Raw genomic sequence first — 20,827 nt, 5'->3', positions numbered from 1 at the left:
TAAAAAAGAACTTGTCTACATCAGTCAAGTTCTTTCTTGTAAAAAAATATTAATGTTTTTCAACTGGTTCGTTCGGAAGAACCGCACCGATTAATGAAATAACTAGTGTAAACACTACAGCTACACCACTTGCAATTACATAATTATATGTATCACCTTGCATACTTGCAATAACATAAGAAATCATGTTTACAAGTAATAAAGACCATACTAAAGTCCAAAAGAAACGCATATTAGTATATCCTCCTATCATAAAGAACTACATTCTTCGGATATTTTACCACAAAGTACGCATATAATAAACGTAAAAATGTATTCGTTTTCTTTAGTAATTTTTTCTGTAACCATATTTTTGAAAATAGGAGGATATACTTTGGCAAATCAAGATAAGTTAAAAGAGCTGAAATTATTGTTAGAACAAAAAGAAACAAACTTAACGGAACTAGGAAAAGAAACATTACAACGCTTAAATGAAGAGCTAACTAATGTCCATGACGAAGAAGGTGCTTGCTAAAATCGCCTTCTTTTATTTTTTACTTTAGGTAGATTTACCATTAAAATGAAATAACAAATAATATGAAATAACACGAATGTGAACTTTAGCACAAATTATTGAACAATATGGAAAAATCCTTCAAAAGCCTTTAACAGGAAAGTCTTTTTTTCATACGATAAAATATACGGTGAAGATGTTGGAGGAAAGGAAGTATGATGGATAGAAATATACGATTTTTTCTAATGGGAGGTCAATGGAATGTTGTTCATGTTCCAGAGAAGCCAAACGGATTTGGAGTACTTATTATCGGGGACACTAATCACTTTGTAGATGAGCACAAGAGCTTATGGACGCAACATATAGGACGAACGAAAATAATGGAACAACTTCTAAGTGCAGGATATACCATTTTTTACTCTAATTTGTACGGAGCAAATTGGGGAAGTGAAAGAGCTTTAGAACATATACAACAGTTGTATCATATCGTTTTAAAGCAGGAAATCTTAAATAGTAAGATTCATATTTTAGCAGAAGGAATGGGAGCCCTAGTTGCACTTCAATTGATGGAAATAATAAAAGAAAATGTGCGCTCCGTAGCTCTTATAAATCCGTGTCTTGATTTATATGCTCACTACAAGCAAGAAAAAGAAAGAAAATTCTTCTTTAAAAAAATATATAAAGAGCTATTAGATGCACATAAAGTGAACAAAGAGGAATTAGAAAATAAAATAAAGCAAATAAGTGGTCATCACTTTATAAGTGAATTGCCAGTTAAGATTTGGCAAACTACAACGAATTTCACTTACGATCCTAACGTACATTGCAAAATATATGAAGAATGGAGAAAAAAACTTTCACATCCAATTCAAGTAACGTATCACCTTGTGGAAAAAAGATATTCTTACGGTAGTTCCATTTGTCAGTTCTTTACGAAATTCGAAACAAAACTATAAAAGTCTCTATTCTAAAAATCGAATGGGGACTTTAATTATGTCGATTGCATAAGATACGGTAAGAGCTAGTTTTCGAGGAGGGATAAAACTTGAATAGAATTGTAGTAATCGGTGCTTCCAACTTTATTGCCTTTAGCTTGTGTAAAAAATTGATAGAGGAAGAATATGAAGTATTAAGCATAGAAACGGAACAACAACAACGAAAAGAAACAGATGAAATGTTAATGGAGATTGGAAGAAATGCATTCTTTCAATATAAAAACGTAGAAAGCCTAGAACTGTTAGAAAGTGAAAGTGGAGGGGCAGCCTTCTATTTTCCAGAGAAAAAACTAACAGAAAACGAGAAAAAACACCTAAACAATTTGTCACAACTCTTTGAGATTGTTTACATTATCCAACGAGTAGATACAGCCAATGACGACTGGATAGAATATTTGGATTCACTTGGTAATGTAGTAATGATTCTATTTAATGAAGTGTTTGGACCGTGGCAGCCAGAAAAAGATACCATCCAAAGAATAATTTTTAATAAAGTCGAAGGAAAAATGGATTGTGATGGAGAAAATGACATGGTAGTAGAAAAAGACTATATATATGTAGAAGATGTTTCAAAAATATTAGTTTCTTTATTGGAAAGTAAAGAACGAATTCATCAAAAAGTATTACTGGTAACAAATCCAAACAAAAACGTATCTGATGAATTGGCTGTGGAGTTGTCTATTAAACTATCGAAAGTTAATACGTCACCTATAAGGAAAGGCGAATCCGTTTGGAATTTCATTGATTGTAAACCAACTTATACCGTAAAACAAGCGGTTGAAGATCATGTATTACATTCTAAGATTCGTAGAAAACGTATGTAAATTATATTAAGAATATATGGTATTTTTGAAATATCTCTTTTATTATAATGAGATGAGTGTAATATATAAGTTAGAATAGGAAAGTTTTTCTTTCCTAATACATAATAATGTAACAATAGTTTACAGTTTTTTACTTGTTAGGATGGTGTCTTCACTTGAAAAAAATAAGATTTATGACTTTATTTTCTATAATTGTTCTTCTTCTATTAACTTCTTGTGGACAAGTTTCTTCGAATGATAAAAATAAAGTTGGACTACTTGTTCCAGATACTATAAATGACCAAGTTTGGGGAACGAAAGGATATAAAGGTTTACTTAGAATTCAATCTACATTTAATTTAGATGTGTTCTATGAAGAAGGAATTGAACAGGAAGAAGAAATAAAAAAAGCAGTGAAGGAATTCGATAAAAAGGGAATTACGTTTATTTTTGGTCATGGAAATCAATACGCAAAAGTGTTTGACGAAATAGGAGATGATTATCCTCATATACATTTTGTTTGTTTTAATTCAACCGTTTACGGGAAAAATGTTACAAGCCTAAACTTTAAAGCAAATGCTATGGGTTTTTTCGGTGGAATGGTTAGTGGCCATATGACAGAAACGAATAAAGTAGGAATTATTGCTGCATTTGAATGGCAACCTGAAGTAGATGGCTTTTTTGAAGGTGTTTCTTATCAGAACCCTGACGCTACAGTGTTCATTGAGTACACTCAAAATTGGGATGACCCTAAAATTGCATTAACTATCCTTAAAGGTATGCTAGAAAATGACGTTGATATCGTTTACCCAGCGGGGGACGGCTTTAACGTTCCAGTCATTAATCAATTAAAGAGTAAAGGCAAATATGCGATTGGCTTTGTTACGGACCAATCTGACTTAGGAGAAAATACAGTGTTGACCAGTACTGTTCAACACGTTCCAGAATTATATGAACTAGTTTTTAGAAACTACTTATCTGGCGAATTATCATCTGGATCACTATATTTTGATTTTGAAGATGATGTTATCTCACTAGGGAAGTTCAGCCCATTAGTCGATAAACCTTTTCAAGAAAAAATACTCCAAAATATAGAAACATATAAAGAAACAGGTTTATTACCAAACGAACAAGTAAAAGGAGAATAACAATGGAAGATCAATTAAAACAAATGCAATTTATGCAAATCGCTATGAAACACTTACCAGAAGCGAAACAGATGCTTGACGAAACTGGAATCGAATTAAGTATAGAACACCTTCAACCATTCATGACACTACTAACAAAAGTAATGGACGAAGCATACGAACTAGGAAAGCAAGAAGGACAGAAGTAAATAATACAAAAAAAGGACAAAGTGAAATTCACCTAGTCCTTTTTCTTTTTTAAGAAATCTAATAATGGGGATAATTCATTTACTAACGGTTTTAACTTATTCACAGACTCCATTATGGAATCAACTTTCTCAAATAACTCCGTATAATTATAATTAGATACATTCAATTGAGTCATATCGAGAGGCTTTTTCTCTTCAGGTTGTTGTTGTTCTCGTTCCCCAAACATTAAGCGAGAAAATGGGTCACTATTAACTTCATGTTCTTTCTCATCCAAAATATCTCCACCTTTCCAAAGACTTCACTGTATCCTATGCATTACTAGTCAAACGTGCATAGGCAGAAGTCTAATTTTAATACTTAACTTTACATGTGCGGGGTTAACTATTGTAATATGTGACATTTTATTATAAAATTAGTACCAAGTCATAATATTTGATAATAAATTAGAGAGTTAGGTGTTGTGAATGAATGCGGGGATTATTGGTATTGGTCGATATTTACCTGAAAAAATAATGACAAACCTAGATATGGAAAAGATTGTAGATACATCGGATGAATGGATTAGAACGAGAACGGGGATTGAAGAACGAAGATTAGCAGAGGATAATATAGATACTTCAGATATGGCTTACTTTGCAGCGCAAAAAGCGTTGGAAGATGCAGGGGTAACGGCAGAAGATTTAGATATGATTATAGTTGCGACAGTGACACCAGACCGTCCATTTCCATCTGTTGCTTGTATGATTCAAGAACGCCTTGGAGCAAAAAAGGCTTGTGCATATGACTTAAGTGCTGCTTGCGCAGGTTTTATGTATGGAATCATTAACGGAAAACAATTTATTGAAAATGGTGATTATAAAAACGTATTAGTTGTCGGTGTAGAAAAGCTATCAAAAATTACGGATTGGAATGATCGAAATACAGCTGTACTTTTTGGTGATGGTGCAGGGGCTGTAGTACTTGGTCCAGTTTCTGAAAATAAGGGAATACTATCTTTTGAATTAGGAGCAGACGGTACAGGAGCAAAACACTTATTTCAAGATGAATACATTATAATGAATGGGCGAGAAGTTTTTAAATTTGCGGTTAGACAGATGGGAGAATCTGCTGTAAATGTCATTGAAAAAGCCGGTCTATCTAAGGAAGATGTAGACTTTTTAGTTCCTCATCAAGCAAATATTAGAATTATGGAAGCAGCAAGAGAAAGACTTGAATTACCAATTGAGAAAATGTCTATGACAATAAATAAATATGGAAATACATCTGCAGCATCTATCCCTATTTCTATTGTAGAAGAGGTAGAAAATGGTAGAATTAAAGATGGTGATGTAGTAGTAATGGTAGGTTTCGGAGGCGGGCTAACATGGGGAGCAATTGCCATCCGTTGGGGAAAATAAAACTTGGATGTCAGTTGAAAGGAGAATGAACATGAAAAAAAGAGTAGTAGTAACTGGAATAGGGGCAGTAACACCAATAGGTAACGATGCAAATACAACGTGGGAAAGCGCTATTAATGGGGTTTCAGGAGTTGGAGCTTTAACGAGGGTAGACTCCGGACAATTCCCAACAAAGGTAGCAGCAGAGTTAAAAGATTTTAATCCGGAAAATTTTATGGATAAAAAAGAGGCTCGTCGCATGGACCGTTTTACTCAATATGCGATGGCAGCTTCACTCATGGCAGTAAAAGATGCTAATCTTGATATAAACGAATCAAATGCACCACGTGTTGGTGTATGGATTGGTTCAGGTATTGGTGGAATGGAAACATTTGAAAACCAATATAAAACATTTTTGGAAAAAGGACCTCGTCGTGTAAGTCCGTTTTTCGTGCCAATGATGATACCGGATATGGCAACTGGACAAGTATCGATTGCTCTAGGCGCTAAAGGCGTAAACTCATGTACAGTAACTGCTTGTGCAACAGGTACAAACTGTATTGGTGATGCATTTAAAGTAATTCAACGTGGGGATGCGGATGTGATGGTTACTGGGGGGACTGAAGCACCGTTAACAGACATTTCGTTTGCTGGTTTTAGTTCAGCGAAGGCTTTGTCAACTAATCCCGATCCTAAAACAGCTAGTCGTCCGTTTGATGCAAACCGTGATGGATTCGTTATGGGTGAAGGATCTGGAATATTAATTTTAGAAGAACTGGAGTATGCTTTAGCACGCGGTGCGAAAATTTATGCAGAAATAGTTGGTTACGGATCTACAGGAGATGCTCATCATATCACGGCACCAGCACCAGCTGGAGAAGGTGGAGCACGAGCAATGAAAATGGCTATCGATGACGCTGGCCTTTCTCCAAATGAAATGGACTATGTTAATGCACATGGAACAAGTACAGAGTACAACGATAAGTACGAAACAATGGCAATTAAAGAAGTTTTAGGAGACCATGCATATAATGTTTCTATAAGTTCAACTAAATCAATGACAGGTCATTTACTTGGTGCAGCTGGTGGTGTGGAAGCGATTTTTACAATAAAAGCAATTGAAACAGGAATCATCCCACCAACAATCAACTTAGTAACTCCAGACCCAGAATGTGATTTAGATTATGTACCTAATATAGCAAAGACAAAAGAAGTACGCGTTGCAATGAGTAACTCACTAGGTTTTGGTGGTCACAATGCAACAATCGTGTTTAAGCGATTTGAACAATAATGGAATTAATGCACTCGATCCTCTTGGTCGGGTGTTTTTATTTTCTCCTCACGATGCCCAAAATAAAGGCTGACAAACACAAAATCATATCTCGAACATAGCATGACAAAAAGACAAAAAGGGATGTATAAAAGATGAGTGTTATACAAACCGATAGATGGTTAAGCAAAAATTACGATGAACCAGTAAAAGTATGTGAAAACCTCCTTCCTTACTTTGAAGACATTACACCGAGAGAATTATATGACTACCTTGGTAGTCACGGAATGTATCGACCAACAAAAAACGGTAAAGAAACTGTAACAATATTACAAAATAAAAATATTTGGAAAATTGTCCAGCTAGAATGGAAAATATTAAAAAGAATATGGGCCGGACCTGATATCCCCATCTTTATTTTTCCATCTGATGAAAATAATGTACAAATAGCAAGAGATTTTAATGGGAAATCTGGAGTAGCTTTCAAAGACAAATTGTTTATATTTCTACCTAAAAATATCGGGACAAACGAATTAAAAGCGCTTTTAACTCATGAATATAATCATATTTGCGTTTTAGCAAAAGAGAAACGAAAAGAAGAAGAAATGACATTACTAGATTCGATTACTATTGAAGGGCTGGCTGAAAGTGCTGTAAAAGAGCAAATTGGAAAAGAGTGGACAGCGAGTTGGGCCAACTACTATACGCAGGAACAATTAGAAGGCTTTTATAAAAAGATCATTTCTCCCCATAAAAACATAAAAAGAATAGAACGAGAACATAATAATATTTTATTTGGTAAAGGATACTATCCGAAAATGGTTGGTTACTGCGTTGGATATTATCTAGTACAAAAAGCTATGCAAAACAAGAACATAACGTATAAAGAATTATTTAATATGAGTTTAGAAGATATAAAACTAGCAATAACAATATAATTCTTGTAAGAATAAATAAAAAATTTTGAAAACTAGCGAAAAAAGGCTAGTATTTTTTTTGATTTTTTACTATAATCAGTCATTGTAGAAGGTTTTAAATAGTTCAAATCGAAAAAGTTTTAAGTTTATTTCAAAAATTCACTTGTATTTGTAAACGTTTTGTAATATTATACATACAGACGATAATTATTTTCGGATAATTTAGTAAATAAAGAATCCGAAGAAAATCAACACTGTAATATTGTTATAAATTATTAGAAAAATCTAAATCTACCTAAGAAATAGTTTACTAGTTTTATATTTTTGTAATAATTCCGTAAAGAATTGTTAAAATATTTATAACAATGAAAATTCACGTTACAAATGGACTACTTACACATCAAATTAGAACTAGCATCGAATGAGTAAAGGAAGGTGAAGCTCATGTCAGCTTTATTAGAAGTAAAAAACTTACAAACTCACTTTTTTAAGAAAAAGCAAGCTATTCCAGCAGTTGATGGGGTAGACATTTCAATTAAAAAAGGTGAAACTGTTGCATTAGTTGGAGAGTCCGGTTCAGGTAAATCCATTACGTCACTTTCCATCATGGGATTAATACCAAAACCAGGTGGAGCGATCGTGGGTGGAGAAATTAATTTCGAAGGTAGAGATTTAACGAAACTATCGGAGAACGAACTTTGTAAAGTCCGTGGTAATGACATTTCAATGATTTTCCAAGAACCAATGACATCTTTAAATCCAGTATTAACTATTGGAGAACAGATTACAGAAGTTTTAACATTACATCAAAAGATGACAAGATCACAAGCAATTAAAAAAGCAATTGAAATGTTAGAAGTTGTAGGATTCTCACGCGCAGATGAAATCATTAATGATTATCCTCACCGATTATCAGGTGGTATGAGACAAAGGGTAATGATAGCAATGGCAATGAGTTGTAACCCGAAGCTATTAATAGCTGACGAACCTACAACAGCGTTAGACGTTACAATCCAAGCGCAAATTTTAGACCTAATGAAAGATTTAAGCCATAAATTTGATACTTCCATACTTTTAATCACACATGACCTAGGCGTCGTATCAGAAGTAGCTGATAGAGTAGTAGTTATGTATTGTGGTCAAGTAGTTGAGGAAGCATCCGTGGAAGACTTATTTGAAGAGCCACTTCATCCTTATACAGAAGGGCTAATGGGTTCTATTCCTAACATTGAAAGTGACATTTCTAGATTAGAATCAATCCAAGGGAATGTACCACCACCAACGAACTTACCTGCAGGGTGTCGCTTTGCCCCTCGTTGTCCAAAAGCATTTGACCGTTGCTTAAGCGAAATTCCAACTTTACAAAAGAAAGAAGGCAACCGCTCGGTAAGATGCTTCTTATATGAAGGGGAGGAGGCAAAATAATGAACGCAACAGATACAAACTTAAAAGGTCAACAACAAGAAAACTCAACTGATAACCTCCTTGAAGTAAGAGGACTTAAAAAGTACTTCCCAATCAAGGCAGGCTTATTACAAAGAACGGTTGGGAATGTAAAAGCTGTTGACGACATTAACTTATTTGTCAAAAAAGGTGAAACTCTAGGTCTAGTTGGAGAATCTGGATGTGGTAAGTCAACTACTGGTAGAACGCTTATCCGACTGTATGAACCGACTGAAGGAGAAATAATCTTTAAAGGTCGTGACATTGCGAAGATGAGTGAGAGTGAGCTTAGAAACACAGTTCGCCGCGACATTCAAATGGTCTTCCAAGATCCATTCGCAACGTTAAATCCAAGGAAAACATTACGCTCTATTCTTGCAGAACCATTTAAAACTCATAATCTTTACCACGGTAAAGAGCGTGAAGATAAAATTCAAGAATTATTAGCAACAGTTGGATTAGATCCTTCATACATTGAACGTTACCCTCATGAATTTTCAGGTGGACAACGTCAACGTATTGGAATAGCAAGAGCTCTAGCGCTTAACCCTGATTTAATCATTGCCGATGAGGCAGTTTCAGCGCTAGATGTTTCGATACAAGCCCAAATCATTAACTTAATGCAAGACTTACAACGCGAAATGGGAATGGCATACATTTTCATCTCCCACGATTTAAGTGTTGTTCGTCACATTAGTGACAGAGTCGGGGTTATGTATTTAGGAAGAATGATGGAACTTGCTAACAAGCATGATTTATATAATGATCCATTACACCCTTATACGCAAGCATTGCTATCAGCAGTACCAACACCTCGTCGCAAAGGCCAAACAGCCAAGCGGGAGAGAATCGTATTAAAAGGTGAACTGCCAAGTGCAGCGAACCCACCAAAAGGCTGTGTATTCCATACACGTTGTCCTTTGGCGACTGACATTTGTAGAGAAGCAATTCCTGAATTCAAGGAAGTTAAACCTGATCATTTTGTTGCTTGTCATCTAGTTTAATCTAGATGATAAGCACGATGATATATATCCTGATTTGAAGGGTCTTAGGTAAAGTAAGAAACTTACGATATTTTTACCTTTCATTTTCAGAACATTTAAAATTTTAAGGGGGAAAAAGACGTGAAGCTAAAACAAAAAGGCTTACTGTTAATCGCATTATCACTAGTTTTAACGTTATTTTTAGCAGCGTGTGGCAGCAACAACACAACAACACCAACAACGCCAACAACACCTGGTAATAATAACAACAATAACACAGGTACTGAAGAGGCACCTGAAGAAGAAGGTCCACAAGTTGGTGGTAACTTAGTAATTGGTGCTTCTGGAAGCCCAACATTATTCAATGGTTACTATTCTGCAGATACTGCTTCTTCTGCAATCGAAGGATTTATCTTTGATGCATTAGTTGGAAGTGACACTTCTTTTGACACAACTTTATCTATGGCTGAAAGCTGGGATGCTTCAGAAGACAACATGGAGCACACGTTCAAATTACGTGAAGGCTTAAAGTTCCATGATGGTGAGCCTGTAACAGCTGATGACGTAGTATTCTCTTTAAGCATTCCTTTACATGAAGACTATGACGGTCCTCGTCGTGGTTACTTTGAAAGAATCGCTTCTGTTGAAAAAGTTGACGAGTTAACTGTAAAAATCACTTTAAGCGATATCGATCCAACTATCCATATTGCTTTTGGTTTCCCTATCTTACCTAAGCACATCTTAGGTGAAGTTGCAATCGCTGACTTAGGTGAATATACTGAGTTCAACGTAAAAAACCCAATCGGTTCAGGTCCATTCAAGTTTGACGTTTGGGAAGATGGTCAATATGTACGCGTAGTTGCAAACGATGATTATTGGGAAGGTCGTCCTTTCCTTGATTCTTTAACTTACCGTATTATTCCTGATGCTGATGCATTATTAACTGCTTTAGCAGCTGGAGACATTGATTATTACACAGTTCCTGCTTCTGATTACCAAACTGCTTTAGAGTGGGAAGAGCAAGGTAAACTTAAAATCGAATCTGGTTTAGCATTATCTTACACTTACTTAGGTTACAACCTACGTAACCCATTATTCGAAGACAAGACTGTTCGTCAAGCAATTACTCACGCTTTAGACCGTGAAACAATGGTTGCGACAATTTTAAATAACGATGGAGAAGTAGCTCACGTACCTGAGTCTCCATTAAGCTGGGCTTATAGCGAAGATGTTCCTAAATTCGAGTACAATGTAGAAAAAGCAAAAGCTATGTTAGAGGAAGCTGGTTGGACTCCAGGTGCTGACGGCACATTAGAGAAAGACGGCCAAAAATTCGAATTCACTTTAAAAACGAACCAAGGTAACAAAATCCGTGAAGACTTAGCGGTAGTAATTCAAGATCAATTAGCTGGTCTTGGTATCAAAGTTACTCCAGATATCATGGAATGGTCTGCATTCTTAGCGGATGTTAACCCTCCAGCATGGAACTTTGATGCAATCATCTTAGGATGGGCATTATCAACTGATCCAAATCCAAGTGGTATCTTCCACTCTAAAGAAATTGAAGAAGGTTTAAACTTTGTTGGGTTCTCTAATGAAGAAGCTGACAAATATATGGACTTAAACATGAGTACTATGGACCGCGAAGAGCGTGCTGAGTACATCCAAGCAGCAAACAGAATCATTGCTGAAGAACAACCATATACTTTCTTATACTATCCAAATGCACACCGTGCAATGCCTGCTAACTTAGAAGGCTTTGAGTTCCATGCAAGAGCGGAATTCTACAACATTCACAAATGGTGGTTAAAGCAAGACTAATCACTAAATGAATAGATAAAGGGGAAGGGACTCTCCCTTCCCCTTTTATCTTTCAAATTGATGGGAAAAATTAGATTTTTCATCGTAGATGTACAACTACTTATTGAACACACTACTGTATTTTGGAATTCAGTATTAAAATAAACGTTTTTAGTAAGCGTATTACGATTGGACCTCTTTCAAAGTAAAGACAGAAAAGGAGAATCAGCTATGATCTCATATATCATTAGACGTACACTAATGGCGATTCCATTATTATTCGGGATAACCATTCTTTCTTTTGCGATCATGCAGATGGCACCGGGTGGACCAAGTTCCTTAATGATGGACCCTAATATTAGTCAAAAAGATTTAGAGAAATTTAACGATCGTTACGGTTTAAATGACCCAGTTCATATTCAATATTATCGATGGGTTAGTAACATGGCAAAAGGTGACTTTGGTACATCTTTAATTCGCCGTGGTGTACCTGTAAGTGAAATGATTTGGAACCGACTACCTAACACGTTATTACTAATGGTTTCTTCAACTATTTTAGCTGTAATAATATCTATTCCGTTTGGAGTAATATCAGCAAGGAAGCAATACACATTAACGGACTATTCCGTTACAATTACATCATTCATTGGTTTAGCAACGCCAAACTTCTGGATTGGTTTAGTATTAATTATGTTCTTCTCTGTACATTTAGGTTGGTTCCCTACTGGTGGAATTAAAACGTTAAATACTGATTTTAGTTTACTAGATAGACTACACCATTTAATTTTACCTGCAATCGTTTTAGCAACAGCTGATATGGCTGGATTAACGCGTTATACACGTTCAAGTATGTTAGACGTATTAAAACAAGATTACATGCGTACAGCTCGTGCAAAAGGATTAAAAGAAAACAAAGTAGTTTACAAACACGGATTACGAAACGGTTTAATCCCAGTAATTACAATCTTTGGATTAATGTTACCTGGATTTATTGGTGGATCTGTAGTTGTAGAAAAAATCTTCGCTTGGCCAGGAATCGGATTACTATTCATTGATTCAGCGTTCCAACGTGATTATCCAGTTATTATGGCATTAACAGTAATTTCTGCGGTCTTTGTTGTAATCGGCAACTTAATTGCTGATATTTTATATGCAATTTTTGATCCGCGGATTGAATTCTAGAAGGGGGAACATCGATGCAAACTCAAACATCACCTGAAACTAATAGTGCGTTAAACCCCAATGCAATTGGAAAACATGAATCGATGACAAAGATAGTTGTTCGAAAGTTTTTTAAGAACAAACTTGCCGTTATTGGGGCAACATTATTAACGATTATCATATTAGCAGCAATTTTCGCACCAGTATTAACGCAACATTCATATAGTGACCAAAACTTAATGAACAGATTACAGTCACCTAGCTCTGAACATTGGTTAGGAACTGACAGATATGGTCGTGACGTGTTTGCTCGTATTTTATTCGGAGCAAGAGTTTCTCTAATGGTTGGATTTGTCTCTATCGCAGGATCTATTACAATTGGAACAATAGTTGGAGCAGTAGCTGGATACTTCGGTGGAAGAATTGACGCTTTCTTAATGCGTATAGTAGACGTAATTATCTCTATTCCAAGTATTTTCTTATTAATCACGTTAGTTACAATCTTCACACCTGGTGTGGACAAACTAATTTTAATCTTTGCATTACTAGGTTGGACTACAACTGCTCGTCTTGTTCGTGGAGAATTTTTATCACTTCGTACTCGTGAATTCGTTTTAGCATCTAAAACGATTGGAACACGTAGTCATACTATTATTTTCTCGCACATTTTACCGAATGCAATCGGTCCAATCATCGTAGCTGCTACTCTTGGAGTAGGGGGAGTAATCTTAGCTGAGTCTACATTAAGTTACTTAGGTTTAGGTATACAACCGCCAATTCCGAGTTGGGGTAACATGTTACAAGACGCTCAAAACTTTACAATTATGTTAAAACACCCTTGGTATCCAATGATTCCAGGAGTAATGATTTTAATAACAGTATTATCTTTCAACTTTGTTGGTGACGGACTTCGTGACGCACTAGATCCAAAGATGAACGATTAGAAAAGCCAAGATGCCATTCTTGGCTTTTCTCTTTTTTTTAAGCCCAATTTTTTTATTAATAGTCATTATTGAAATGCATTTTCATACTATATAGTAAGAAGGTGTGGACAAGTAGGCTATATTTAATGGGTGGTAGGTGATAATAGATGGTACGAGCTTTTTTATTTTTAGTTGGCTTTGGTATGGCAGTATCTGGTGGGGTAAGTTTGCTTGCGTACTTGAATTTAATACCTACTGGGGTAAATTTAATAGAATTTTTTGTTTTTATTAGTACAAGACCCGAATGTTATCTTCTTCCGATTGGAATTCTCCTAATTACCGCATCATTAACAATCCAAACTCCTGAAGTAACAATACGAAAAAAAGATTAAAGAAATTACAAAGAAATAGATAAAATGGAATAAATTTGTACATGCCTGCCTATACTGATTCTTAAATAGAGTTGATGAAGTGAGGGGTAATGTATGTTATATCTTCATGACGTATGGGTAAATTGGTTTGAAGGAGAAGAAAATGGCTATAACGTTTGTCATTTTCATGAATGGAGGAAAGATGATAGTGTGGAGCTATTAGATCAGGCGCCATTACTATATGTTGATACCATTTTATACAATTATATTGAAAATGATTTACAAGAATTACCTGCTTCTTTATTAGAAGAAGTATACCAAAAGAGTTATATAAGAAAGAATCATGAGCGTATACAACTAGAGTACTGTTTTGTCGTAACAGATGGGAAAGGTATTTTAGCCGTAGATACAATTGGTTATTCCATTCCTATTAGAAAAAGTCGTCTTATTCCGAGGCAAGAGCAGCTTGTATTTGATATGGTTGAAAATCATGATAGAACGAAATACCATTTTGATACTTTTAGTAAATCGCAGGGTGACTATCATATCTTATCCCCGTCACCTGATAGTATGAGAGGTTTGACTAGAAAAGAGCGACAACTTAAGCAACTATTGTTTATGGCACTTGACCAATTAAAAACTACTAATAACACCGCAGAAATTAGATATTGGTATACAGAATGGAATCCTATTTTTTATAATATGATTCAAGATAAGCCATTTGAAGAAGTATGGAATTTACTATTCGAAGATATACAAGTTGGATGGACAAGCAAACATGAAATATTTTGTGAGAATTTAATAAAAGGACAACCATTTTTCGAGAAACTATGGGAAATGGAGCAACAACCGAAAGTTAACTAAAATTATTTCCTATAAAATAAAAGGTGTAAAAAAGCTATATTTAGTAATATAAATAATAGTGCCGGTGATGTGGCCGACTCCTCGAAAATGCTTCCGAATTTTCTTAAGAAGGATGCATCGCTGCCGCAGCCTTCCTTGTCCTGCGGGAGAGTGTAGGCTGGTGAGACCCCACAGAGCCTAATGGATCGAGGAGGCTCACCGCCTCCCCCGCGGAATACCGGCACGGTTTTTATAACCAACATAGGGTATGTCCAGTAAGTAGTATTTTATGGACATACCCTTTATTTTTATCTTCTTTTTCTACCAAGACCCATAGCATTTTCAACTTTTTTCAACGTTTTCATCGCCATTTTATTAGCTTTTTCTGCACCTTCATCAAGAATACGGTCTAATTCATCAGAATTAACTAGCTCATTATAACGTTCTTGAATCGGAGTGAAGAAATCAACGACTACATCCGCTAAATCTTGCTTAAGTTGACCATAGCCGACACCTTCATACTTTTCTTCTAAGTCTTTTATAGTAACCTCACCTAAAATAGAATAAATGGATAATAGATTAGATACACCAGGTTTATTTTCCTTATCGTATTTTACAATTCCTTCACTATCCGTTACTGCACTTTTGATTTTTTTCTCCATCACTTTTGGATCGTCCAGTAAAGATAAAAATGCTTTTTGGTTCGCATCAGATTTGCTCATTTTCTTCGTTGGATCAGCTAATGACATAATACGAGCACCAACTTCAGCAATCTTTACCTCTGGAACAGTAAATACCTCACGATATTTCTTATTAAATCTTTCTGCTAAATCTCTTGTTAATTCTAAATGTTGTTTTTGGTCTTCACCGACTGGAACGACATCTGTTTTATATAATAAAATATCTGCTGCCATTAACGGTGGATAGGTTAAAAGCCCAGCTGATACAGCTTCTTTACCAGTGGATTTATCTTTAAATTGAGTCATTCTTTCTAATTCTCCGATATAAGAAACACATTGCATCATCCAGCCTAGTTGTGCGTGAGCTGGTACTTCAGATTGAATGAACAAAGTAACTTTCTTCGGATCTAATCCGATTGCTACATATAGTGCAGCTAAATTTCTAATAGCTTTTCTTAGTTGTTGTGGGTCTTGGTAAACCGTGATAGCATGTTGGTCAACAATACAGAAATAACAATTATAGTCATTTTGTAATTCTACAAATTGTTTCATTGCCCCGATATAGTTTCCTAACGTAACTGTCCCACTCGGTTGAATACCTGAAAAGATCGTTTTCATTTACAGCACACTCCTCTAAATTTTAGCATACAAAAAGGCCCATTCATCCCTTATAGAAAGGGACGAATGGACCGTGGTACCACCCTTATTATCTCAAAAATGAGATCACTTAAACCTTGTAACGTAAGGTGACGTTTAAGCATACTTTTAACATTTCAACTTAAAGCTCTAAAGTCCATTCCTAATAATTCGTTGTTTGTTTCCACCACCCACAAACTCTCTTGAAAACGAAACTTATTAGTACTACTCTTTATCAACGCTATTTTAATTTAATTATTTCTATATTACATCATTTAGTAAGAATTATCAAAGATAAAACATAAAAACTCCAATTAACATAAGCACAAAAAGTAGAAGGGAGCTATACATAACATTGGCTGCTTGAATTGGAGCGACCAACTCCGATGGAGGCCTTAATGTTGATATATCCCTTTCTAAATCTTTATCTGCTTGACTAGTGGCAAATATCTTCCTAAAGCCGTAACTAATGCCATCAAAAAAACCTTTTTGTGTTACAAACAGAAGCAAAGTTGTAAAAATAATAACACTAGAAAGAACGAAAGACGTGTTAATTAACGTAAGCAATGAAATCTCTTTATAATACAGCAAACTAATAAGTATAGTAAGTAACAATAAGATGAGAAACTGGATAATGATTTTTTTTACATTCACAATAACTACCTACCTCTTCAAAAAATTTTACTAAATGTATTGTAAAGAAATGTATAGAATAAGACAAATATTACATCCTAAAGGAAAGAAAGTAATTCGTTTTGAGGAGCGATTAAAAAGTAAAATCAATCCAGTAAATAGAAAAATTTTCAATAAAATGAGCTTAGTACCACATAGGTACAAAGTGCTATTTTTTAAGCTGTCATTATTGTAATATAAGGATTTCAAAAAAGTGTAAAGAATAAACGCTATGCACAATGTTTTGAAAACTTGTATAATAAACCTCGTTACCTCAAAACACAACAAAAATCGACATAATTTTCAAGGGGGTTAAGTAAATGAAAAAGTCAAAATTTTTACTACTTTTAGCTTTTTCTCTTGTACTAAGTGCATTTTTAGCTGCATGTGGTGCTGGTGGAAACACGAACAACGCACAACAAGGACAAGAAGATCAGCCACCTGCTGGTAGCGGTGAGCCATCAGGAGAACAAATACTTAATATTTTAGAATCTGCAGAGATTCCAACAATGGATTCCGTTTTAGGTACGGATGCAGTAGCTTTCAACGTTATGAACAACGTATTCGAAGGTTTATATCGTTTAGGAGAAAATGATGAAGTTGTTGAAGGTGTAGCAACTGGTCATGAAGTAAGTGAAGACGGATTAACTTATACTTTCGAACTTCGCGAAGATGCTGTATGGTCGAACGGTACGCCAGTAACTGCAAACGATTTCGTTTTTGCTTGGCAACGTGCTGTTAACCCAGAAACAGGATCTGAATACGGTCCTTACATGATGAGTGGTAAAATCGCTAATGCTTCTGAAGTTGCAAACGGGGAACTTCCTTTAGAAGAACTTGGTGTAAAAGCACTTGACGATTACACTCTTGAGGTAACATTAGAAGAACCAGTAGCATATTTTGAGTCTTTAATGACTTTCCCAACGTTCTTCCCACAAAACCAAGAGTTTGTTGAAGAACAAGGTAACAAATATGCTTTAGAACCAGAACACTTAATTTACAATGGTCCTTTCGTAATGGAAGACTGGCAACATGAAGTTAGTTGGAAACTTGTGAAAAACACAGATTACTGGGATGCTGACACAGTAGTATTGGAAGAAATTAATGTAGACGTAGTTAAAGAAGTATCTACAGGAATTAACCTTTACCAAGCTGGACAGATTGATATTTCTCCTGGTCTTACTTCGGAGTTTGTAACTAGATATCAAGATGATCCAAACTTAATTAGCTATTTACAACCAGTATTATTCTACTTTAAGTTTAATCAAACAAAAAATGAAGCATTAGCAAACGTTAATATCCGCAGAGCTCTTGCAAAAGGTTTTAATAAAGAAGCTATTACTTCTGTTATTTTAAACAACGGTTCTCTTCCAGCGAACTACTTAATTCCAGTTAACTTTGTTGAACATCCTGAAACTGGTGAAGATTTCCGTGCAACACATGGTAATTTCAACGAGTTTAATGTGGAAGAAGCACAAGAATTATTCGCAAAAGGTTTAGAAGAGCTAGGTCAAGAATCTATCACTGTTGAGCTTTTAGGTGGAGACACTGAAACATCTAGAAGAATGCATGAGTTTTTACAAGCTGAGTTAGCTAAGAACTTACCTGGATTAACGATCCGCGTTAAGGAAGTTCCATTTGCTCAACGTTTACAATTAGATGATAATCTTGATTACGACATGCAATTATCTGGTTGGGGACCTGACTATTTAGATGCTATTTCATTCGCTAACCTGTGGGTTACGGATGGTGGAAACAACAAAATGGGCTACTCTAATCCAGAATATGATCGACTAATCAATGATGTTATGACTACTTTAGCTAATAATCCAGCTGAACGTTTTGAGGCAATGCAAGAAGCTGAGAGAATCTTACTTGAAGAAGATGCAGCGATTGCACCAATTTACCAACGTGGTATGACACGTTTATGGCAGCCTTATGTACAAAACGTACACATGCACAACTTTGGACCTGACTTTAGCTATAAGTGGGCATACATTAGCAAATAATTTTCAATAGAATAACTTTTCGAAATTATTCTAATATAAGAATTAACCTTTAAATATTTAGAAAGAGAGAGTATATTAGTTGTATATACTCTCTCTTTCCCTGTAAAGGAATTGTCTAACTTTAATGAATTTTGAGAATGAATGCGTTCTCATTACATCTTACAGGAGGTGCAAATATGGCTAAGTATTTGTTACAACGTTTTATCTATATGTTTATCACACTATTTCTAATTGCTTCGCTTACTTTCTTCTTAATGAAACTTATGCCTGGTACTCCTTTTACGATGCAAGATAAGCTTACGGAAGCACAACGAACTATTCTTTTACAGAAGTATGGATTAGATGATCCAGTACCTGTTCAATATGCAAAGTACATGCTTAACCTTGCAAAAGGAGACTTAGGAATTTCCTTTCAATATGACAACCGAAGCGTGACGGAAATAATAAAAGCACGTATCGGCCCATCTGCTCAACTTGGTTTTCAAGCTATGTTAGTAGGTACAATAATAGGAATATTGCTCGGAATTGTCGCAGCACTAAATAAAAATACTTGGATAGATTATGGTGCAACCGTTATTGCTGTACTTGGTAAATCTATTCCATCATTCGTGTTTGCAGGGTTGTTGCAATATTACATTGCAGTTCAGTTAGGATGGTTTCCGGTTGCATTTTGGAGAGGGCCAGAGTATACCGTTTTACCAACCGTTGCATTAGCAATTTTTCCAATTGCGATTGCAGCGAGATTTATGAGAACAGAAATGATTGAAGTTTTAGGGTCTGATTACATTACACTTGCTAAAGCAAAAGGTGCTACGAAATTCGATATTGCCTTTAAGCATGCAACGAGAAATGCACTAATTCCGGTTGTAACCGTTTTAGGTCCATTAGCTGTAAGCTTAATGACAGGAACACTTGTGATAGAGAAGATATTCTCTGTACCAGGATTAGGGGAACAGTTCGTACGTTCTATTCAGGTAAATGATTACCCTGTTATTATGGGAACAACACTTTTGTTTGCAGCATTATTTATCTTTATCGTATTAGTAGTTGATATTCTATATGGAATTATTGACCCTCGTATTCGTTTAGCAGGAGGTAAGAAATAATGAAAAACAATTATGAAAAAATCAACAAAGACTTATTTCAACCAGCTGCTATCGATCCGAATAATAGTGAAAAAATATCTAAACCAAGCTTAACTTATTGGCAAACGGCATGGTTGCGTTTAAAGAAAAATATCGCCGCGATAACAGGTTTAATTATTATTGCTATCATTTTCTTACTAGCAATCTTTGGTCCATTTATGAATAGTTATGGATTTAATGACCAAGATGTTATGCGGGCAAATATGCCTCCTAAAATTCCTGTAATAGAGAATATGGGGATACTTGATGGGTCTAGAAACGGTGTAGATGTATATGAACAAAGAGGAGAAGAAGGTTACTTCTGGTTTGGTACAGATGGACTTGGACGTGATATTTGGACACGTGTTTGGACTGGTACTAGAATATCCCTTTACATCGCATTTTTAGCAGCTATTATTGATATGATTATTGGTGTTGCATATGGTGGAATTTCTGCTTACTATGGCGGAAGAGTGGATAACGTCATGCAACGTATTATTGAAGTATTAGTAGGTATACCAAACCTTGTTATTATCATCCTAATGTTACTGGTGATGGAACCCGGTATACTTGCCATAACCATAGCCCTTACGATAACCGGTTGGGTTGGTATGGCTCGTGTTGTACGTGGACAAACATTGAAACTGAAAAATCAAGAATTCGTACTTGCATCTAAAACTTTAGGTTCAGCCGATAGCAAAATTATTACAAAACATTTAATTCCAAATGTTGCTGGTGTTGTAATTATCAATACGATGTTTACTATTCCAAGTGCTATATTCTTTGAAGCATTTTTAAGTTTCATTGGTTTAGGATTACAAGCACCTCAAGTTTCTTTAGGTACACTAATTGAAGATGGATTCCAGTCGTTACAGATATTCCCGCACATTATGATTTTCCCAGCCATCATTATCAGTTTATTGATGATTGCGTTTAACTTATTAGCTGATGGAATGCGTGATGCACTAGATCCAAAAATGAAAGACTAAAG

The 20,827-nt window shown here is 35.3% G+C and carries 22 protein-coding genes and 1 other annotated feature; of the genes, 18 read left to right on the top strand and 4 right to left on the bottom strand.

Annotated elements, in window-relative coordinates; translation table 11 throughout:
• Nucleotides 1-49 precede the first annotated feature (49 nt).
• Nucleotides 50-232: a YjzD family protein gene (locus tag CDZ92_RS10300; protein WP_096155156.1), complete on the bottom strand. Its 183-nt coding sequence runs from the start codon at nucleotides 230-232 to the stop codon at nucleotides 50-52.
• Nucleotides 233-373: 141 nt separating this feature from the next.
• Here CDZ92_RS10300 and CDZ92_RS19985 point away from each other — a divergent pair, with 141 nt between their 5' ends.
• The 5 genes from CDZ92_RS19985 to CDZ92_RS10280 all read left to right on the top strand — a co-directional run bounded on the left by CDZ92_RS19985 (nucleotide 374) and on the right by CDZ92_RS10280 (nucleotide 3,627).
• Nucleotides 374-514, top strand: a complete 141-nt coding sequence (locus CDZ92_RS19985; RefSeq protein WP_157842747.1) for a hypothetical protein — start codon at nucleotides 374-376, stop codon at nucleotides 512-514.
• A gap of 194 nt (nucleotides 515-708) precedes the next feature.
• Nucleotides 709-1,449, top strand: coding sequence for a hypothetical protein (locus CDZ92_RS10295; RefSeq protein ID WP_096155155.1), 741 nt, complete (start codon nucleotides 709-711; stop codon nucleotides 1,447-1,449).
• 89 nt (nucleotides 1,450-1,538) lie between these two features.
• Nucleotides 1,539-2,312 (top strand): hypothetical protein, encoded by a 774-nt coding sequence (locus CDZ92_RS10290; protein ID WP_096155154.1) that lies wholly within the window; start codon nucleotides 1,539-1,541, stop codon nucleotides 2,310-2,312.
• Nucleotides 2,313-2,485: 173 nt separating this feature from the next.
• Nucleotides 2,486-3,439, top strand: a complete 954-nt coding sequence (locus tag CDZ92_RS10285; RefSeq protein ID WP_096156968.1) for a BMP family ABC transporter substrate-binding protein — start codon at nucleotides 2,486-2,488, stop codon at nucleotides 3,437-3,439.
• Between the two features lie 2 nt (nucleotides 3,440-3,441).
• The gene (locus tag CDZ92_RS10280; protein ID WP_096155153.1) at nucleotides 3,442-3,627 is read left to right on the top strand and encodes a ComZ family protein; all 186 of its coding nucleotides are present in this window, start codon (nucleotides 3,442-3,444) and stop codon (nucleotides 3,625-3,627) included.
• 32 nt (nucleotides 3,628-3,659) lie between these two features.
• Here CDZ92_RS10280 and CDZ92_RS10275 read toward each other — a convergent pair whose 3' ends face one another.
• Entirely contained in the window at nucleotides 3,660-3,902 is a 243-nt protein-coding gene (locus CDZ92_RS10275; RefSeq protein WP_096155152.1) for a hypothetical protein, read from the bottom strand.
• 190 nt (nucleotides 3,903-4,092) lie between these two features.
• On the opposite strand from CDZ92_RS10275, the gene CDZ92_RS10270 reads away from it, so the two are divergent.
• The 10 genes from CDZ92_RS10270 (at nucleotide 4,093) to CDZ92_RS10225 (ending at nucleotide 14,736) form a co-directional block, all read left to right on the top strand.
• Entirely contained in the window at nucleotides 4,093-5,025 is a 933-nt protein-coding gene (locus CDZ92_RS10270) for a beta-ketoacyl-ACP synthase III (RefSeq protein WP_096155151.1), read from the top strand.
• Nucleotides 5,026-5,056: 31 nt separating this feature from the next.
• Nucleotides 5,057-6,295 carry a beta-ketoacyl-ACP synthase II gene (gene fabF, locus CDZ92_RS10265; protein ID WP_441296493.1) on the top strand — a complete coding sequence of 413 codons (1,239 nt, stop codon included), beginning with the start codon at nucleotides 5,057-5,059 and terminating at the stop codon, nucleotides 6,293-6,295.
• A gap of 134 nt (nucleotides 6,296-6,429) precedes the next feature.
• Nucleotides 6,430-7,212, top strand: coding sequence for a DUF2268 domain-containing protein (locus CDZ92_RS10260; protein WP_096155150.1), 783 nt, complete (start codon nucleotides 6,430-6,432; stop codon nucleotides 7,210-7,212).
• Between the two features lie 423 nt (nucleotides 7,213-7,635).
• On the top strand, nucleotides 7,636-8,616 hold the full coding sequence (locus CDZ92_RS10255) for an ABC transporter ATP-binding protein (RefSeq protein WP_096155149.1): 981 nt from the start codon (nucleotides 7,636-7,638) through the stop codon (nucleotides 8,614-8,616).
• The gene (locus CDZ92_RS10250; protein ID WP_096155148.1) at nucleotides 8,616-9,638 is read left to right on the top strand and encodes an ABC transporter ATP-binding protein; all 1,023 of its coding nucleotides are present in this window, start codon (nucleotides 8,616-8,618) and stop codon (nucleotides 9,636-9,638) included. Before CDZ92_RS10255 ends, CDZ92_RS10250 begins: the two co-directional genes overlap by 1 nt.
• Nucleotides 9,639-9,758: 120 nt before the next feature.
• Nucleotides 9,759-11,438 (top strand): peptide-binding protein, encoded by a 1,680-nt coding sequence (locus tag CDZ92_RS10245; RefSeq protein ID WP_096155147.1) that lies wholly within the window; start codon nucleotides 9,759-9,761, stop codon nucleotides 11,436-11,438.
• A gap of 210 nt (nucleotides 11,439-11,648) precedes the next feature.
• A complete protein-coding gene (locus tag CDZ92_RS10240) occupies nucleotides 11,649-12,599 on the top strand; it encodes an ABC transporter permease (RefSeq protein ID WP_096155146.1) in 951 nt (316 codons plus the stop codon).
• Between the two features lie 14 nt (nucleotides 12,600-12,613).
• Nucleotides 12,614-13,522: an oligopeptide ABC transporter permease gene (gene opp4C / locus CDZ92_RS10235; RefSeq protein WP_096155145.1), complete on the top strand. Its 909-nt coding sequence runs from the start codon at nucleotides 12,614-12,616 to the stop codon at nucleotides 13,520-13,522.
• 146 nt (nucleotides 13,523-13,668) lie between these two features.
• Nucleotides 13,669-13,893 carry a hypothetical protein gene (locus CDZ92_RS10230; protein WP_096155144.1) on the top strand — a complete coding sequence of 75 codons (225 nt, stop codon included), beginning with the start codon at nucleotides 13,669-13,671 and terminating at the stop codon, nucleotides 13,891-13,893.
• 93 nt (nucleotides 13,894-13,986) lie between these two features.
• Complete coding sequence (locus CDZ92_RS10225; RefSeq protein ID WP_096155143.1) at nucleotides 13,987-14,736, top strand: YjbA family protein; 750 nt, start codon at nucleotides 13,987-13,989, stop codon at nucleotides 14,734-14,736.
• 287 nt (nucleotides 14,737-15,023) lie between these two features.
• On the opposite strand, the gene trpS is transcribed toward CDZ92_RS10225, so the two are convergent.
• Nucleotides 15,024-16,013: a tryptophan--tRNA ligase gene (gene trpS / locus CDZ92_RS10220; protein WP_096155142.1), complete on the bottom strand. Its 990-nt coding sequence runs from the start codon at nucleotides 16,011-16,013 to the stop codon at nucleotides 15,024-15,026.
• 55 nt (nucleotides 16,014-16,068) lie between these two features.
• Nucleotides 16,069-16,279, bottom strand: a binding site (T-box leader).
• 40 nt (nucleotides 16,280-16,319) lie between these two features.
• Complete coding sequence (locus CDZ92_RS10215) at nucleotides 16,320-16,685, bottom strand: DUF3899 domain-containing protein (RefSeq protein WP_157842746.1); 366 nt, start codon at nucleotides 16,683-16,685, stop codon at nucleotides 16,320-16,322.
• A 338-nt stretch (nucleotides 16,686-17,023) separates the two neighbouring features.
• Between CDZ92_RS10215 and CDZ92_RS10210 the strand changes: the two genes are divergently transcribed.
• The 3 genes from CDZ92_RS10210 (at nucleotide 17,024) to opp3C (ending at nucleotide 20,825) form a co-directional block, all read left to right on the top strand.
• Nucleotides 17,024-18,712, top strand: coding sequence for a peptide ABC transporter substrate-binding protein (locus tag CDZ92_RS10210; RefSeq protein ID WP_096155140.1), 1,689 nt, complete (start codon nucleotides 17,024-17,026; stop codon nucleotides 18,710-18,712).
• 176 nt (nucleotides 18,713-18,888) lie between these two features.
• Nucleotides 18,889-19,818, top strand: a complete 930-nt coding sequence (gene opp3b / locus CDZ92_RS10205) for an oligopeptide ABC transporter permease (protein ID WP_096155139.1) — start codon at nucleotides 18,889-18,891, stop codon at nucleotides 19,816-19,818.
• The gene (gene opp3C / locus CDZ92_RS10200) at nucleotides 19,818-20,825 is read left to right on the top strand and encodes an oligopeptide ABC transporter permease (protein WP_096155138.1); all 1,008 of its coding nucleotides are present in this window, start codon (nucleotides 19,818-19,820) and stop codon (nucleotides 20,823-20,825) included. Before opp3b ends, opp3C begins: the two co-directional genes overlap by 1 nt.
• The last annotated feature ends 2 nt before the right edge of the window (nucleotides 20,826-20,827 follow it).

This window comes from Bacillus sp. FJAT-45066 (assembly GCF_002335755.1).
Lineage (GTDB): Bacteria > Bacillota > Bacilli > Bacillales > Bacillaceae_I > Bacillus_CD > Bacillus_CD alkalisoli.
Note: the sequence above shows the minus strand (reverse complement) of the source record. Positions and strands in the feature narration are given on the sequence as shown.

What these genes read in the sequence shown, in the direction of transcription:
- CDZ92_RS10270 (WP_096155151.1), top strand. Translation starts at nt 4,093, where the DNA reads ATGAATGCGGGGATTATTGGTATTGGTCGATATTTACCTGAAAAAATA.
- CDZ92_RS10210 (WP_096155140.1), top strand. Translation starts at nt 17,024, where the DNA reads ATGAAAAAGTCAAAATTTTTACTACTTTTAGCTTTTTCTCTTGTACTA.
- CDZ92_RS10260 (WP_096155150.1), top strand. Translation starts at nt 6,430, where the DNA reads ATGAGTGTTATACAAACCGATAGATGGTTAAGCAAAAATTACGATGAA.
- CDZ92_RS10280 (WP_096155153.1), top strand. Translation starts at nt 3,442, where the DNA reads ATGGAAGATCAATTAAAACAAATGCAATTTATGCAAATCGCTATGAAA.
- fabF (WP_441296493.1), top strand. Translation starts at nt 5,057, where the DNA reads ATGAAAAAAAGAGTAGTAGTAACTGGAATAGGGGCAGTAACACCAATA.
- CDZ92_RS10250 (WP_096155148.1), top strand. Translation starts at nt 8,616, where the DNA reads ATGAACGCAACAGATACAAACTTAAAAGGTCAACAACAAGAAAACTCA.
- opp3C (WP_096155138.1), top strand. Translation starts at nt 19,818, where the DNA reads ATGAAAAACAATTATGAAAAAATCAACAAAGACTTATTTCAACCAGCT.
- CDZ92_RS10240 (WP_096155146.1), top strand. Translation starts at nt 11,649, where the DNA reads ATGATCTCATATATCATTAGACGTACACTAATGGCGATTCCATTATTA.
- CDZ92_RS10285 (WP_096156968.1), top strand. Translation starts at nt 2,486, where the DNA reads ATGACTTTATTTTCTATAATTGTTCTTCTTCTATTAACTTCTTGTGGA.
- CDZ92_RS10295 (WP_096155155.1), top strand. Translation starts at nt 709, where the DNA reads ATGATGGATAGAAATATACGATTTTTTCTAATGGGAGGTCAATGGAAT.
- CDZ92_RS10300 (WP_096155156.1), bottom strand. Translation starts at nt 232, where the DNA reads ATGCGTTTCTTTTGGACTTTAGTATGGTCTTTATTACTTGTAAACATG.
- CDZ92_RS10225 (WP_096155143.1), top strand. Translation starts at nt 13,987, where the DNA reads ATGTTATATCTTCATGACGTATGGGTAAATTGGTTTGAAGGAGAAGAA.
- CDZ92_RS10255 (WP_096155149.1), top strand. Translation starts at nt 7,636, where the DNA reads ATGTCAGCTTTATTAGAAGTAAAAAACTTACAAACTCACTTTTTTAAG.
- opp4C (WP_096155145.1), top strand. Translation starts at nt 12,614, where the DNA reads ATGCAAACTCAAACATCACCTGAAACTAATAGTGCGTTAAACCCCAAT.
- CDZ92_RS10230 (WP_096155144.1), top strand. Translation starts at nt 13,669, where the DNA reads ATGGTACGAGCTTTTTTATTTTTAGTTGGCTTTGGTATGGCAGTATCT.
- opp3b (WP_096155139.1), top strand. Translation starts at nt 18,889, where the DNA reads ATGGCTAAGTATTTGTTACAACGTTTTATCTATATGTTTATCACACTA.
- trpS (WP_096155142.1), bottom strand. Translation starts at nt 16,013, where the DNA reads ATGAAAACGATCTTTTCAGGTATTCAACCGAGTGGGACAGTTACGTTA.